This window comes from Pseudomonas sp. MH9.2, from assembly GCF_034353875.1.
Lineage (GTDB): Bacteria > Pseudomonadota > Gammaproteobacteria > Pseudomonadales > Pseudomonadaceae > Aquipseudomonas.
Window position 1 is genome coordinate 1,758,116 of sequence record NZ_CP133784.1, and the last position, 14,375, is coordinate 1,772,490.

The window sequence follows — 14,375 nt, forward strand, 5'->3', positions numbered from 1 at the left end:
ATTACGGACGCTTGCGCTGTCCGTCGTTAGTTTCTGCACGACTGGCCACGACTTTCTGACAGCTCTTCGCCGGGAATGCCTATGGCATTTCCGCAGCACGAACATTCAGGAAATATGGGCAGTCTTGCTTCGATCCTTTTAAACAGGAAAAGCGAGAACTCTGCGTATATCGCCTAGTTGATACTTACAGTTATCGTCCCTATACAGAAACTGGTAAACCAACCCTTACGGGAATGCTGACTACCGAAGAAGCCTCCTTGAGGCTGATTTTTCTGTACAGGACTTCACACAAAACGTTCTTCGAATGAGCGTCACCGTGGACGAGTCGGATTTCCGATGGCCATTCAGGCATCCCCTCGACAAAAGCGACTAGTCCTTGCTGGTCGGCATGCGCCGAGTAGCCGGCCATCGATGTCACGCCAGCGTTGATCGTGTAGCGTTCCTGTTCTAGCTCAACATATCCGCCTTTTGGTCCATAGCTTTGAATTGCGGCACCCGGCGTGCCTTTGGCTTGATAGCCCACAAAAAGCACATTATGCCTGCTGTCACCGAGCATGGCTTTCAGGTAGTTGACGATTCGACCACCGGAGCACATGCCGCTGCCCGCGATGACGATAGCGGGGCGGCCGCTGCTGGCAAGGTAGTTGACCGTTTGCATATGCTTTGCATGGGTGTCGATGGTAATCAGTTGGTCGAATCGTAGCGGCTCGCGCCCGTTGTCTAGTCGCTGTTTAGCTTCGGCATCCCAGAAGTCATCAAGTTCCTGATAGACCTTGGTAAAACGGCTGGCCAAGGGTGAATCCAGGATGATCGGTAGCTGAGGCCAATCGATGGGTAGGGAGCTGCCTGGATCTTGCTCGGATGCGGGGCTTTCAAACGCCACCCCCTCATTGGCGGTGTTTGGGTTCCGCAGCGCTTTGCGATGGAGAATATCTTCGATTTCGTAGAGCAATTCCTGAGTGCGCCCGATGCTGAATGCGGGAATCAGTACCGTGCCATGATCTGCCAAAGCCCTGTCAATGACCTCTTCCAGTCGCGACAGGCGTGTAGCCCGGTCTTCATGCAGGCGATCACCATAGGTGCTTTCCAGCACCAGTACGTCCGCGCGTTCTGGGGATTTTGGACGAGATAACAGTGGCGTGTGCGAGGCGCCCAGATCACCCGAGAAAACGATACGCTTATTGCGGCTTTCGACGGGGTAGTCGATATCGCATTCGACATAAGCCGAACCAAGAATATGCCCAGCACGCTGCAGACGAACTCTGCAAGAAAGCTCAGGGGTTTTTGCCAGGCTAAACCAGGTGTCGAAGGGCAGCGCAATGATCCTCGACTCGATTAGCTTGAGATAGCGCTCGACGTGTTGTTCGTCTCGCCCGTATTCGAGCTTGTAGGCGTCTTCCAGCACCAGCGGCAACAATTTAGCCGACGGCTCGCTGCAGAGAATCGGACCTTTAAAGCCAGCGGTCAGGAGATTAGGGATACGCCCGACATGGTCAGCGTGCACGTGCGTAACGATCAGGGCTTTGATGGTTTCGATGGAAAAGTCGATGGCCGATGAATCGGCCCCGACGATACCCTGCTTGCTGGTTTCCAATCCCTGAAATAAGCCGCAGTCGATCAGCAGGCTGCTTGTTGCATCCAGTTGCAGTTGATGGCAAGAGCCTGTGACACCCTCAATGGCGCCGTGGTGGATGATTTCCGGGTAAAGCATGAGAGTCCCTCTCGGTCTTGCTACATGAAAGACGATGTTCGCCCATAAAAAAACGGTCCAGCTTAGCCGGACCTTGGGCGTTGATCAGTCTTTAACGTTTTGCAAACCTTGTCCGTTGCTGCCTTGCAGGGTGCCATTCAATGCAGGTGCTAACGCCTGATGATGAACAACCGATAGGCGCCGTGCGCTGACGAAATGGCGGATCAATGCCAACAGTACACCCAGCATCGCGCCCATTATCAGGCCAAGAATGACAATCAATACCTTTTTAGGTTTGACGGGCCGTTGAGGCTCCAGAGCCTTACGGTCGATAGTGACCAATTTTAGGTTCTGCAGATCGATGTTCAAGTTACGCAGTCGTGCACCCTCTTCACGTAGAGGCTCGATGCCGGTCAAGAAAATGTCTTCGTTTTCACGCTTGCTCAGCACTTCAACCTGGCGGTTGTTCTGCAGCAGTAGCAGTTCCTTGGCGATCTCGGCAATTCGGTGTTCGGTGAAATCGTCAGATTTACGCTGCTGCAAGGCATTACGCTCCGCCTCCAAGGCTTCTGTGCCCATGAAGTACAGGGGAATTTGCTGATTATTGACTTCCGTACGCATAACACTGTTAGGGCCTGTGCGCTCAGTGTCACCCAACGAGGACGGAGTGGTAGGTCGCTTGATACCCAATGATTTGGCAATACCTATGGCTTCACTCAACTGAGCCATTCGATCACCGCGCTGGGTTTTTAACTGCAAGCGTAGGGCTTTTAGCTCGTCCTGCAGTTGCGCACGCTTTAGGTTATCCGCCTCAAGCAGCACCGCGATTTTCGATTCTTTGTCGGTATCGTAGCTGGCACGCGCGGCATCAATTTTGCCTTTCAACTCATTCAGACGGTTATTGACGATCACATCCATGTCCGCCGAAATCTGCTCACGCTCAGCCTGAATCCCGTAGTCAATAAAGCCGTTCAGGATTGCAACACCATCTACACCTTTCGGATAGTTCAACTCCAGGCCAATAGAAGCGCTGAGGACATCCACTCTCTTGGGGTCTGGCAAAACCAGCCTGATTGAGTCGCGGTTGAACTCCTCAAAGCTTTGCTCAAGGGTTTGACCTGGGCGCTTGAATTCTTTGAATAATCCTTGATTTGCGCGGAAAAAGCCTAAACGTGTGTCATAAGATTCCAACGAAGCCCCCACTTTGAGAAGGGCATCTTTAGGAGGAAGCTTGTAGATATCCGAGCGGTTCAGGGCATCGAGTTCGTTGATCGCCGCCGGGCGCAGAACGCTGCTGACTTGATATTCCGGGGTAGTAAGGAACGCGTAGGCTGCGGCGATCAGACCGGCGACGATAGCCACTGAGACGATCAGCGCTTTCTGACGCCAGATGGCATGAACTAACGCAAATAGATCGATTTCATCGTTAGGGGTAGTCGAGGGAATACGGGTAATGCTACTCACAACCAAGGCCTGCCTTCAAAAGAGAAACTGCGGGCTCGTTATGCAGACAGATAGCTAAGTGCTAGTAGTTATTATTAATTCTGGTCATTGACGCGAGCTTCATGCTCGCGTCAATGACGCACAAAAGACTGACTGGTAATCGAGAACTTGCGGCATTCTGCCACTAACCTAGCTCATTACAAGTCTTGACAATTTGTAGGATAGTTCCTACAAAACGAATCGGCATGAGGATTTGAGTCTAGATGCTTCAAACCCTACCTTTCCTGGTCAGTACGAAATGGCGAACCAGCGCGATCATGAAACCCACCATGCCACCCACGACCAGCCCTAGCAGTATGATGAGGCCTTTTTTGGGTTTGATGGGACGATCAGGCTGCTCAATGGGACCATCCTGGCGATAGACAGAGACGGCGTCTGGGCTTACCTGTAAATCTGTGTAAAAACTTTGCTTGATTTGCAGTGCTCTTAAGTTCCCCGTGAAAGGATCGTCAGATTTACGACTTTCGAGGTTCTGAATTTCTGCTTTCAGCGCTTTGCTGCCACGCATATATGTCAACTGCCCGTCCATGCTGGCAGAGACTTCCGCTGAAATATTGCCAGAAACGATGGGTGGATTTTGCAGGCCAATGGCCTCAGCCACCGCCAACGCCTCACGCAGCTGGGTGATGGAGTCCTGACGAATTCGGCTTTGTGTTTCTTGTAAGGTAGTGATCTGCTGGCTAAGGTTACGCGCCCGCACTTCGGCTTCACGGGTAACGTTGCTGATCATTTCTTTTTCCGCTGCGGCACCCGCTCTGGCTGCAAAAGCCTTCACCCAATCGGCGGCTTGGGCAGGATCCTCGCCTTCAACGATAACGGAATAACGATCTGGCTGCTCTTTGCTCGGAAGACCTATGGTCAATGTTCTTAAAAAATTGGCGTACAACACATCTTGCGACCCGTTACGCACGGACGCTGGTAGCGAAGGCAAATAAACTTCATTGAAGAAGGCTCGTCGCAATGATTCACTCTGTAAGTTACGGGTGAATACCTCGTACACATCTTTGGTCGTAAAGGGCGTGAGCTCTGCATCTCTGGTTCGGCCGTAGTTGAAATCAGCGATGCCGTTCAAGGTTGGCGGCTGCAAATAAACACGCGCTTCATAAATAGGCTTACTGAGAAAAGCATACGTTGCTGCTGCCAGGGTTGCGACCAAAGCGACACTGATTATCAGAAGCTTCTGAGCCCATAACGCCACAACCAATTCAAACAGGTCGATCTCATCCGCGTCCTGCGTCGTTGCCGGGGTGTTCGCCATATCAGGTCTAACCTTTTCAATTTTTATAGTGGGTTGGTCGACGCTCTGAATATCTTGAGCGTCCTTGCCAAGCATGACTATTTGAGGTTAGACAATACTTTGATGTTCTGAGTGTCGAAGGTGTAAACAATTGAGATCTCTTGAAGAGAACCCGGAAAAAGTGCGCACTCCGCGCCCTCTTTCTCTTTCCGCTCGCTGATCATCCAGAATCCGGACTGAACTCAAACCAATCGAGGCGGTTTTTGTTTTCTCCGGAAGCTCACAATCCAGCCAAGCAGCGGGCCGATCATCATCCCGATCAGCAAGGCTACAATCACAGGGACAGCCACCGACAGCTCTGGCGCTGACCAGCCGAGAAAGACCAGAGAAACGGGTTGCTGATTTTCCAGCACGAACACTACCGTCGCCAAAACGATCAGCAGGATGATTACGACCAACATTACGCGCTTGAAGTTCCGCATCTGCCGCTCCTTTTGTTGGGGGCGTTAGACGCCCTCTTCTTCGTCTTCGTTGACTCGATCACGCAATTCTTTGCCCGGTTTGAAGTGAGGGACGAATTTGCCGTCCAGGCTCACGGATTGGCCGGTTTTTGGGTTGCGTCCTACGCGCGGTGAGCGGTAGTGCAGAGAAAAGCTGCCAAAGCCCCGAATCTCGATGCGATCACCGGTAGCGAGGCATTGAGACATTTGCTCAAGCATGGTCTTGATAGCCAGCTCGACATCCTTGGATGAGAGCAGCCCTTGATGGGTAACAATTCGATCGATCAACTCCGACTTCGTCATATTTTTCCCTTCTTTTTCAAGCAGCTAGATAAGCGCTCCGAAGGTTTTAGCATGACTGGAAGGATTTGAACAGTCCGAGTATTGACTTATGTGAAGGATGATTGGCGGCCCGTGAAGTTCCCTTCATTTATGACATTTTCTGGTGCATATCCAGGATTAAAACGCTCAATTACAGACCACGAGCATGCTCCTGGTGAAATAGCCGGCTGGATTCCACCCGAATGGATAGTCCTCTGGATCTTCTTTGACGTCGCTGGATTTGCCGAGGACTTTAAAGCCACCCGGTTTGCATTCACGGGTAGCGCGGGCGTAGCAACTGTCCCAACTGGAGTTCATGCCGGAGCATTCGACCATCAATCCGCTTTGACCACGTATTACTTTGGTTTTATGGGAGGTGGCACAGCCTGTGAGGGCCAGCATGGCGACAACAATGATGATGCGGCGCATGTATTTCCTTATGCGGGGCGCGTGCCCTGCGACAGCTCGTAGACGATTCAGTCTAGTCTCGGCTTGAAGGGCTTGTCTTGTTGAAAAGACAGGAGGGGGTGATGTGTTGGTGGTATGACCGTGTGGGGCAATGACAGACGCGAAAGACATGGTGCATTTCACGGCGAAAATCACCTATGGCAGGAGGTTGATCGGGATCGAGGGGCAGCAGGTAGACCGCGCCGCATGGTCTTCGCAGACAAGTCTGCTCCTACGGCCTTGGGGCCAGAAGCGGAGACCGTATGGGCAATGATTTTGATAGGTCGGAGCTGACTCGTCTGCGAATAAGCACGGCACGGGCTTCCGGCGGGTTTGGGCTTGACCCTGCAGCCACGATCGGGATCGAGGGGCAGCAGGCAGACCGCGCCGCATGGTCTTCGCAGACAAGTTGTCAGTACCGATGCAAAACTGACCCACCGGGGATGCGGCGGAAATCTTGGACTACCTGGAGGTAGTTCATGTATTCATACGAAGACCGTATCCGAGCGGTCAAGCTCTACATCAAACTGGGCAAGCGAACCGGGGCAACTATTCGTCAGTTGGGCTACCCGACGAAGAACTCTTTGAAGAGCTGGCACGCAGAGTATGAGCGATGCCTCGACCTGCCGCGTGGCTACGAGAACTCGAAGTCGAAGTACTCACTGGCCCAAAGGGAAAAGGCTGTCGGGCACTATCTCGAATACGGTCGCAACATCGCCGCTACCATCAAGGCGTTAGGCTACCCCGCGCGGGATTCGTTGCGTGCCTGGATTTACGAAATGCACCCCGAGTTGCATACGCGTGTTGTCGGTCGATCAGACGGGTTAGCCCGGCCGCCAGCGGTGAAGCAGGCAGCGGTCATCGCGCTGTGCACGCGAAAAGAAAGTGCGAAAGCCCTGGCTCAAAAGCTGGGCGTGTGCAGGCCGACCTTGTACAACTGGAAAAACCAGCTACTCGGCCCAGAGGTATCCCCATCCATGAAGTGTCGACTTGAACCCTCATCGTCACCGGAACGAGAGGAGTTGCAGCGGCAACTCGAATCTCTCCAGCTCGATGTTCGCCGTTTGCAGCTTGAACATGACCTGTTGATGAGGGCGAATGAACTCATAAAAAAAGAGACGGGCATCAACCGGCAAGTCCTGACCAATCGGGAGAAGACATTGCTGGCTGATGCCCTGAGGCAGACATACTCCTTGTCAGAGCTGCTTGAAGCACTGGGCTTGGCCCGAAGCTCCTATTTCTATCATCGAGCCCGAATGCAGGTCGCGGAAAAGTACACCGAAGTGCGTCGTGCCATGGCGGACATATTCGAGCGCAATCATCGTTGCTATGGCTACCGTCGGATGCGAGCTTCGTTAAGCAGGCAGCGTGTGCGCCTTTCAGAGAAGGTGGTGCAGCGCTTGATGAAGCAGGAGTGCCTAGTCGTCGCCAAGCCGAAACGGCGTCGATATGCTTCCTACCTCGGGGAGATCAGTCCGGCGCCGGAAAACCTCCTCAACCGCGACTTCACGGCTCTAGCTCCGAATGAGAAATGGCTGACCGACATCTCGGAGTTCCAGATCCCGGCCGGTAAGGTGTACCTGTCCCCCATGATCGACTGCTTCGATGGAAAGGTCATCAGTTGGTCGATCGGCACGCGTCCCGACGCCGAGCTTGTGAACACGATGCTGGATGCCGCTATCGAAACGGTGGCCAGCAACGATAAACGGCCTGTTGTTCACTCCGATCGTGGCGCTCACTACCGCTGGCCCGGCTGGTTATCGCGCATCGCTGATGCGAAGCTGATTCGTTCGATGTCGCGCAAAGGCTGCTCACCAGACAACGCGGCTTGTGAAGGTTTCTTCGGCCGACTGAAAACGGAACTGTTCTATCCTCGCAACTGGCAGTCAACGAGCATCGAGCAGTTCATTCAGGCCTTGGATTCATACATTCGCTGGTACAACGAAAAACGTATAAAGATTTCCCTCGGCGCGCTCAGTCCCATTGAGTATCGTGAAAGCCTGGGCTTCGCGGCATAACCAGTCCAAGTTTTTGTCCGCATCCCCGGTGGGTCAGTTTTCAACCGGTATTGACAACAAGTCTGCTCCTACGGCCTTGCGGCCAGAAGCGGAGACCGTATGGGCAATGATTTTGATAGGTGGGAGCTGACCGGGACGCGTAGTTACGAGTCAGCTCAGCGGCTGGGATAGTGTGATGTTAAAGCCATATGGCGTCCCACAGTGGGTAGTCACCTATTCGCTTGACCAGCCCGGCTCGCAGGGGGTTTGCGACGATGTAGCGGGCGAGTTTTTTTAGGTCGTTTTCGGGGCGGAGGGTTGTATCGTGGTATCCGCGTTGCCATACACGGTTTTGGCTTGGGTGGCTTTGTTGATTGCGATAGCGCTTCGGGCTTTGATTTGTTGCATGACGCGGGAAAGGGAGTTTTGCTTTAGCTCGATGAGCCAGTGCAGGTGATCGGGCATCACTACCCAGGCTAATGACTGAACCAGGCTTTGCTCTTCGGCGCGTTTTAGTTCGGAGACGACCAACCGTCCCAGGCGCCAGTCTTTGAAGAGGGGGTGGCGGTTTTGGGTGACGGTGGTTAACAGGTAAATTTGGCTGATTTCAGAGAGTCGGCCATGGCGTAGGCTATGGCTGTGCGCGTGTTTGGGCATTCCGTTGCCCCTCCCGTTGGGTAATCAGGTGTATGTCCCAGATTAGCCAAGTGTGGGGTGGTGTGCAGGGAGGTATGTTTGGCGAGGTGTGTCAGAGGGATCGTGATGGGCTTTTCGCAAGCACAAAAAAGGGCGACCGAAGTCGCCCTTTTTCTATGGTCAATCAGAACTTAGTTCTGTTTTTCCATTTGTGCGCGAAGCAGGTCACCGATGGTGGTAGGACCTGTGCTTTCCGCAGTTTCTGGCTTGGCGCGCAGGCTTTGGATAGCTTCTTTCTCGTCTTCAACGTCTTTCGACTTGATGGACAATTGGATTACGCGGCTCTTGCGATCAACGCTGATGATCTTGGCTTCAACTTCTTCGCCTTCTTTCAGAACGTTACGCGCGTCTTCAACGCGGTCACGGCTGATTTCGGAGGCTTTCAGAGTAGCTTCGATGTCGTCGCCCAGAGTGATGATGGCGCCTTTGGCGTCAACTTCTTTAACGATACCGCGAACGATAGCGCCTTTGTCGTTGACCATCACGTACTCGGAGAACGGATCGCTTTCCAGCTGTTTGATGCCCAGGGAGATGCGTTCACGCTCTGGATCAACAGACAGGATCACGGTGTCGAGCTCATCGCCCTTCTTGAAGCGACGTACGGCTTCTTCGCCAACTTCGTTCCAGGAGATGTCGGACAGGTGAACCAGGCCGTCGATGCCGCCGTCCAGACCAATGAAGATACCGAAATCGGTGATCGACTTGATGGTGCCGGAGATTTTATCGCCCTTGTTGAACTGGCCAGAGAAATCTTCCCATGGGTTAGATTTGCACTGTTTGATACCGAGGGAGATACGACGACGCTCTTCGTCGATGTCCAGAACCATAACTTCCACTTCGTCGCCAACTTGTACGACTTTCGAAGGGTGGATGTTTTTGTTGGTCCAGTCCATTTCGGAAACGTGTACCAAGCCTTCAACGCCTTCTTCCAGCTCAGCGAAGCAGCCGTAGTCGGTCAGGTTGGTAACACGGGCTGTTACGCGAGTGCCTTCTGGGTAGCGAGCTTTGATAGCGACCCATGGATCTTCGCCCAACTGCTTCAGACCCAAGGAAACACGATTGCGTTCGCGATCGTACTTCAGGACTTTTACATCGATCTCATCGCCAACGTTGACGATTTCCGATGGATGCTTGATGCGTTTCCAAGCCATGTCGGTAATGTGCAGCAGGCCATCGACGCCACCCAGATCGACGAATGCGCCGTAATCGGTGAGGTTTTTGACGATACCTTTGACTTGCTGACCTTCTTGCAAGGATTCCAGCAGAGCTTCGCGCTCAGCGCTGTTCTCGGCTTCAAGGACGCTACGGCGGGAAACGACAACGTTGTTGCGTTTCTGGTCGAGTTTGATGACCTTGAATTCGAGCTCTTTGCCTTCCAGGTGAGTCGTGTCACGCACTGGGCGGACATCAACCAGAGAACCAGGCAGGAACGCACGGATGCCGTTAACGTCGACAGTGAAGCCGCCTTTAACCTTACCGTTGATAACGCCCTTGACCACTTCTTCAGCTGCGAAAGCCGCTTCCAGAACAATCCAGCACTCAGCACGCTTGGCTTTTTCGCGGGACAGCTTGGTTTCGCCAAAGCCATCTTCGACCGCGTCCAGTGCAACGTGCACTTCGTCGCCGATCTTGATGGTCAGCTCGCCAGCGTCGTTGTGGAACTGCTCCAGCGGGATGAGGCCTTCAGATTTCAGACCGGCGTGAACCGTAACCCATCCAGCCTGGTAATCGATATCAACGATGATCGCGGTGATGATCGAACCGGCCTGAAGGTTGAGGGTCTTTAGGCTTTCTTCAAAAAGTTCTGCAAAGCTTTCGCTCATTTTAATTCCTGTTGATCAAGGGCGAAGAATACGCCCATCTGCCACGTTCCAGACAACGTGGGTTTCGTTCAAATAAAAGAAGGCCTGTGGGACTATGCCTGGTCTCCCACACGCTTCCTTGTCATCCGGCGAGATCGCGAAGTGCGATTTCACTCAAAATGCGTTCCAGCACCTGCTCGATGGATAATTCAGTGGAATCCAGCTGTATGGCGTCATGCGCCGGCTTGAGCGGGGCTACCGCTCGCTGGGTGTCACGCTCATCGCGTGCACATATCTCATCTAGCAGACTCGACAGACTAACATCATCGCCTTTTGCCTTCAACTGCAAGTAACGGCGACGTGCACGTTCCTCGGCGCTGGCGGTCAGAAAAATCTTCAGCGGCGCATCCGGGAACACCACAGTGCCCATGTCGCGACCATCGGCTACCAGGCCCGGCGGCTCCTGAAACGCGCGCTGGCGCTGGAGCAAGGCATCGCGCACCGCGGGCAGTGAAGCCACTTGCGAGGCGCCATTGCCGATCTGTTCGTTGCGGATGGCGTGGGTGACATCTTCGCCTTCCAGAGTAATCCGCTGCCCGTGATCATCGGTGCCGACGTTGAACTGCACATCCAGATGAGCGGCCAGCAGCTTCAGGGCCTCTTCATTCGTCAGGTCGACGCCGTGGTTACGCGCGGAGAACGCCAGCAAACGATAGAGCGCTCCGGAATCCAGCAGACACCAACCCAGATGCTTGGCCAACCGGCCAGCAACGGTGCCCTTGCCTGAACCGCTAGGTCCATCGATGGTGATGACTGGCGCTCGAACTCTCATGACTGCGCCTCTTCTGCTACACGCATGCCGACTTGAGCGCAGAGCGCGAGGAAGTTGGGGAATGAGGTCGCGACGTTGGCGCAATCATGGATGCGGATCGGTGCCGATGCGCGCAGGGAGGCCACGCTGAAAGCCATGGCAATCCGGTGGTCGCCGTGACCGTGAACTTCGCCGCCGCCGATCAGGCCGCCATCGATAATGATGCCGTCCGGGGTCGGCTCGACTTTGACGCCCAGCGCCAGCAAGCCGTCGGCCATGACCTGGATACGGTCGGACTCCTTGACCCGCAGCTCTTCGGCGCCGCGCAGGACGGTGCGCCCTTCTGCACAGGCTGCCGCCACGAACAGTACCGGAAATTCGTCGATTGCCAGCGGGACCAGCTCTTCAGGGATTTCGATGCCCTTGAGTTTGGCCGCGCGTACACGCAGATCTGCCACGGGTTCGCCGCCGACTTCGCGCTGGTTTTCCAGGGTGATGTCGGCGCCCATCAGACGCAGAATATCAATGACGCCGGTACGCGTCGGGTTGATGCCAACGTGCTCAAGCAACAGGTCAGAGCCTTCAGCAATAGACGCGGCGACCAGAAAGAAGGCTGCCGAGGAGATATCAGCAGGCACTTCAATGTGGGTCGCGGTGAGCTTGTGACCCGACTCTACGGAAGCGGTGCTGTTCTGAACGCTGACCGGGTAGCCAAAGCCGCGCAGCATGCGTTCGGTATGGTCACGCGTCGGTGCAGGTTCGGTGATGCTGGTCTTGCCATCGGCATACAGGCCAGCCAGCAGCAGGCAGGATTTCACCTGTGCGCTGGCCATTGGCAAGGTGTAGGTCAGGCCGGTCAGACGATGGCCGCCGCGAATGATCATCGGTGGACGACCTTCAGCGGCGGTCTCGATCACGGCGCCCATTTCACGCAATGGATTGGCGACGCGGTTCATCGGCCGCTTGGACAGCGAGGCATCGCCGGTCAAGGTGCTGTCGAAGCTCTGCGCGGCCAGCAAACCGGAAAGCAGGCGCATCGAAGTGCCGGAGTTGCCCAGATAGATAGGGCCCGGCGCGGCTTTCAAGCCATGCAGGCCAACACCATGGATGGTCACGCGGCCATTTTGCGGCCCTTCGATCACAACACCCATGTCACGGAACGCCTGCAAGGTTGCCAGCGCGTCTTCACCTTCGAGGAAGCCCTCGACTTCGGTCGTGCCTTCGGCCAGCGAGCCGAGCATGATCGAGCGGTGGGAAATCGATTTGTCGCCTGGAACGCGGATACGTCCGCAAACGCGTCCACCAGGATTAGCCAGGAAAATCAGGTCGTTGGTGTTCATAGCGTCCACATAAGCCCGGCGGGCAAGGATTTTACTGAAATGCTCGCGAGCAACACGGGCGCGAGTGAATACGCCCAGTAATTGAAGCCCATCCCCTGCATCGACCGCGTCGCGCAAGGCGTCGAGGTCTGTGCGAAATGTATCCAATGTGCGTAACACCGCCTCGCGATTAGCGAGAAAAATGTCGTGCCACATCACCGGGTCACTGCCCGCGATCCTTGTGAAATCGCGGAAACCGCCCGCTGCGTATCTAAAGATGTCCAGATTCTCGTTGCGCTTAGCCAGTGAGTCCACCAGGGCAAACGCCAGCAGATGCGGCAAATGACTGGTCGCCGCCAACACTTCATCGTGGCGTTCGACCTGCATATGCTCGACATCCGCGCCCAGCTCAGACCATAAACGGTCAATCAGGGCCAACGCTGCCGGATCGGTTTCGGCCAGCGGTGTCAAAATCACTTTATGCCGACGGAACAGCTGGGCGTTGGAGGCTTCCACCCCGCTCTGCTCGGACCCGGCAATTGGATGCCCCGGCACGAAACGCGCGGGCAAACCGCCAAACGCCAGACGCGCAGCGCGCACCACGTTGCCCTTGGCGCTGCCGACATCGGTCAGCACAGCATTGCCAAGATCAAGGGTCGCCAACAACGTCAGTAACTTTTCCATTGCCAGAATAGGCACAGCGAGCTGGATAACGTCAGCGCCGCGACAGGCGGCAGCGATATCTTCCTCGCACCGGTCGACCACGCCCTGCTCTACCGCCAGCTGGCGCGAGCGCGGATTCAGATCGACACCCACCACTTCCCGGCACAGGCCACTTTCACGCAGGCCTTTGGCGAACGAACCACCGATCAAGCCGAGGCCGATCACCACCAGGCGCCCGATCATAGGTTGAGTTGATTGCACGGGCATGACATCAACCACGTGCCAGAACCTTGGCCAAAGCCTCAAGGAAGCGCGCGTTTTCGCCCGGCAGACCGATGCTGACCCGCAGGTGGTTTGGCATCCCATACCCCCCGACCGGGCGCACGATCACGCCTTCACGGAGCAGGCCTTGATAGACCGACGCACCTTCGCGACCGAGATCAATGGCAAGGAAGTTGGCCTTGGACGGAATCCAGCTCAGGCCCAACACACGCAGACCTTGTTCAAGCTGTTGCATCCCGGCTTCGTTCGCACGGCGACTTTGGGCCACGTACTCGACGTCATCCAGCGCAGCACAAGCCGCCGCCAGCGCAAGACTGTTGACGTTGAACGGCTGACGTACACGGTTCAGCACATCAGCAACAACCGGCGAAGACACGCCATAACCGACGCGCAGCGATGCCAGGCCATAGGCCTTGGAGAAGGTGCGCGATACCAGCAGGTTTGGGTAATCCGCCAGGTAGTTCAGGCCATTTGGCAGTTCCGCGCCTTCGGCGTATTCGATGTAAGCCTCGTCCAGCACCACCAACACGTTTTCCGGCACGGCGGCGAGGAAGTCAGCCAAGGCACTCGGACCGAACCAGGTCCCGGTCGGGTTGTTCGGGTTGGCGATAAACACGACGCGGGTGTTGCTATCGATAGCCGCGAGCATTGCCGGCAGGTCATGACCCCAGTCTTTGGCGGGCGCAACGCGAGCGTCGGCGCCAACAGCCTGAGTGACAATAGGATAGATGGCGAACGCATGCTCACTGAACACCGCATTCAGGCCCGGCGCCAGATACGCACGAGCGACCAACTCCAGAATGTCGTTGGAGCCATTACCCAAGGTGACTTGATTGGCTTGCACACCGCAGCGCTCTGCAAGACGCGCCTTGAGATTGAAACCATTACCGTCCGGGTAGCGGGTCAACTCGGCGAGTTCGTCGCGAATCGCGGCCAAGGCCTTAGGGCTGGAACCCAGCGGGTTTTCGTTACTGGCCAGCTTGATGATCCGGGCCGGATCGATGTCCAGTTCGCGCGCCAGTTCGTCCACGGGTTTGCCCGGGACGTAAGGCGAAAGTTTTTGCACGCCCGGCTGTGCCAGGGCGAGGAAGTCGACGCTCATGTAGT

The 14,375-nt window shown here is 55.3% G+C and carries 11 protein-coding genes and 1 pseudogene; 1 reads left to right on the forward strand and 11 read right to left on the reverse strand.

Annotated features, from left to right (window positions below; translation table 11 throughout):
• Nucleotides 1-199: 199 nt before the first annotated feature.
• The 6 genes from RHM55_RS08220 to RHM55_RS08245 form a co-directional block, all read right to left on the reverse strand.
• The gene (locus tag RHM55_RS08220) at nucleotides 200-1,711 is read right to left on the reverse strand and encodes an MBL fold metallo-hydrolase (RefSeq protein WP_322180988.1); all 1,512 of its coding nucleotides are present in this window, start codon (nucleotides 1,709-1,711) and stop codon (nucleotides 200-202) included.
• 84 nt (nucleotides 1,712-1,795) lie between these two features.
• Nucleotides 1,796-3,154, reverse strand: a complete 1,359-nt coding sequence (locus RHM55_RS08225) for a Wzz/FepE/Etk N-terminal domain-containing protein (RefSeq protein WP_322180991.1) — start codon at nucleotides 3,152-3,154, stop codon at nucleotides 1,796-1,798.
• Between the two features lie 247 nt (nucleotides 3,155-3,401).
• A complete protein-coding gene (locus RHM55_RS08230) occupies nucleotides 3,402-4,451 on the reverse strand; it encodes an LPS O-antigen chain length determinant protein WzzB (protein WP_322180993.1) in 1,050 nt (349 codons plus the stop codon).
• A gap of 221 nt (nucleotides 4,452-4,672) precedes the next feature.
• A complete protein-coding gene (locus tag RHM55_RS08235; RefSeq protein WP_322180995.1) occupies nucleotides 4,673-4,912 on the reverse strand; it encodes a LapA family protein in 240 nt (79 codons plus the stop codon).
• A gap of 24 nt (nucleotides 4,913-4,936) precedes the next feature.
• Nucleotides 4,937-5,233, reverse strand: coding sequence for an integration host factor subunit beta (ihfB, locus tag RHM55_RS08240; RefSeq protein ID WP_322180997.1), 297 nt, complete (start codon nucleotides 5,231-5,233; stop codon nucleotides 4,937-4,939).
• A 165-nt stretch (nucleotides 5,234-5,398) separates the two neighbouring features.
• Entirely contained in the window at nucleotides 5,399-5,680 is a 282-nt protein-coding gene (locus RHM55_RS08245; RefSeq protein ID WP_322180999.1) for a hypothetical protein, read from the reverse strand.
• 497 nt (nucleotides 5,681-6,177) lie between these two features.
• Between RHM55_RS08245 and RHM55_RS08250 the strand changes: the two genes are divergently transcribed.
• Nucleotides 6,178-7,716 carry an IS3 family transposase gene (locus RHM55_RS08250; protein WP_322177118.1) on the forward strand — a complete coding sequence of 513 codons (1,539 nt, stop codon included), beginning with the start codon at nucleotides 6,178-6,180 and terminating at the stop codon, nucleotides 7,714-7,716.
• A 178-nt stretch (nucleotides 7,717-7,894) separates the two neighbouring features.
• Here RHM55_RS08250 and RHM55_RS08255 read toward each other — a convergent pair.
• The 5 genes and pseudogenes from RHM55_RS08255 to hisC form a co-directional block, all read right to left on the reverse strand.
• Nucleotides 7,895-8,352 (reverse strand): annotated as a pseudogene (locus tag RHM55_RS08255) (REP-associated tyrosine transposase).
• 170 nt (nucleotides 8,353-8,522) lie between these two features.
• The gene (gene rpsA, locus RHM55_RS08260; protein WP_219063883.1) at nucleotides 8,523-10,214 is read right to left on the reverse strand and encodes a 30S ribosomal protein S1; all 1,692 of its coding nucleotides are present in this window, start codon (nucleotides 10,212-10,214) and stop codon (nucleotides 8,523-8,525) included.
• Between the two features lie 121 nt (nucleotides 10,215-10,335).
• Nucleotides 10,336-11,025, reverse strand: coding sequence for a (d)CMP kinase (gene cmk, locus RHM55_RS08265; protein ID WP_219063884.1), 690 nt, complete (start codon nucleotides 11,023-11,025; stop codon nucleotides 10,336-10,338).
• On the reverse strand, nucleotides 11,022-13,229 hold the full coding sequence (locus RHM55_RS08270) for a bifunctional prephenate dehydrogenase/3-phosphoshikimate 1-carboxyvinyltransferase (protein ID WP_322182798.1): 2,208 nt from the start codon (nucleotides 13,227-13,229) through the stop codon (nucleotides 11,022-11,024). The genes cmk and RHM55_RS08270 overlap by 4 nt, the downstream gene beginning before the upstream one ends.
• A gap of 28 nt (nucleotides 13,230-13,257) precedes the next feature.
• Entirely contained in the window at nucleotides 13,258-14,370 is a 1,113-nt protein-coding gene (gene hisC, locus RHM55_RS08275) for a histidinol-phosphate transaminase (RefSeq protein ID WP_322181001.1), read from the reverse strand.
• Nucleotides 14,371-14,375 lie beyond the last annotated feature (5 nt).

What these genes read in the sequence shown, in the direction of transcription:
- RHM55_RS08220 (WP_322180988.1), bottom strand. Translation starts at nt 1,711, where the DNA reads ATGCTTTACCCGGAAATCATCCACCACGGCGCCATTGAGGGTGTCACA.
- RHM55_RS08235 (WP_322180995.1), bottom strand. Translation starts at nt 4,912, where the DNA reads ATGCGGAACTTCAAGCGCGTAATGTTGGTCGTAATCATCCTGCTGATC.
- RHM55_RS08245 (WP_322180999.1), bottom strand. Translation starts at nt 5,680, where the DNA reads ATGCGCCGCATCATCATTGTTGTCGCCATGCTGGCCCTCACAGGCTGT.
- RHM55_RS08270 (WP_322182798.1), bottom strand. Translation starts at nt 13,229, where the DNA reads ATGATCGGGCGCCTGGTGGTGATCGGCCTCGGCTTGATCGGTGGTTCG.
- cmk (WP_219063884.1), bottom strand. Translation starts at nt 11,025, where the DNA reads ATGAGAGTTCGAGCGCCAGTCATCACCATCGATGGACCTAGCGGTTCA.
- RHM55_RS08230 (WP_322180993.1), bottom strand. Translation starts at nt 4,451, where the DNA reads ATGGCGAACACCCCGGCAACGACGCAGGACGCGGATGAGATCGACCTG.
- ihfB (WP_322180997.1), bottom strand. Translation starts at nt 5,233, where the DNA reads ATGACGAAGTCGGAGTTGATCGATCGAATTGTTACCCATCAAGGGCTG.
- rpsA (WP_219063883.1), bottom strand. Translation starts at nt 10,214, where the DNA reads ATGAGCGAAAGCTTTGCAGAACTTTTTGAAGAAAGCCTAAAGACCCTC.
- RHM55_RS08250 (WP_322177118.1), top strand. Translation starts at nt 6,178, where the DNA reads ATGTATTCATACGAAGACCGTATCCGAGCGGTCAAGCTCTACATCAAA.
- hisC (WP_322181001.1), bottom strand. Translation starts at nt 14,370, where the DNA reads ATGAGCGTCGACTTCCTCGCCCTGGCACAGCCGGGCGTGCAAAAACTT.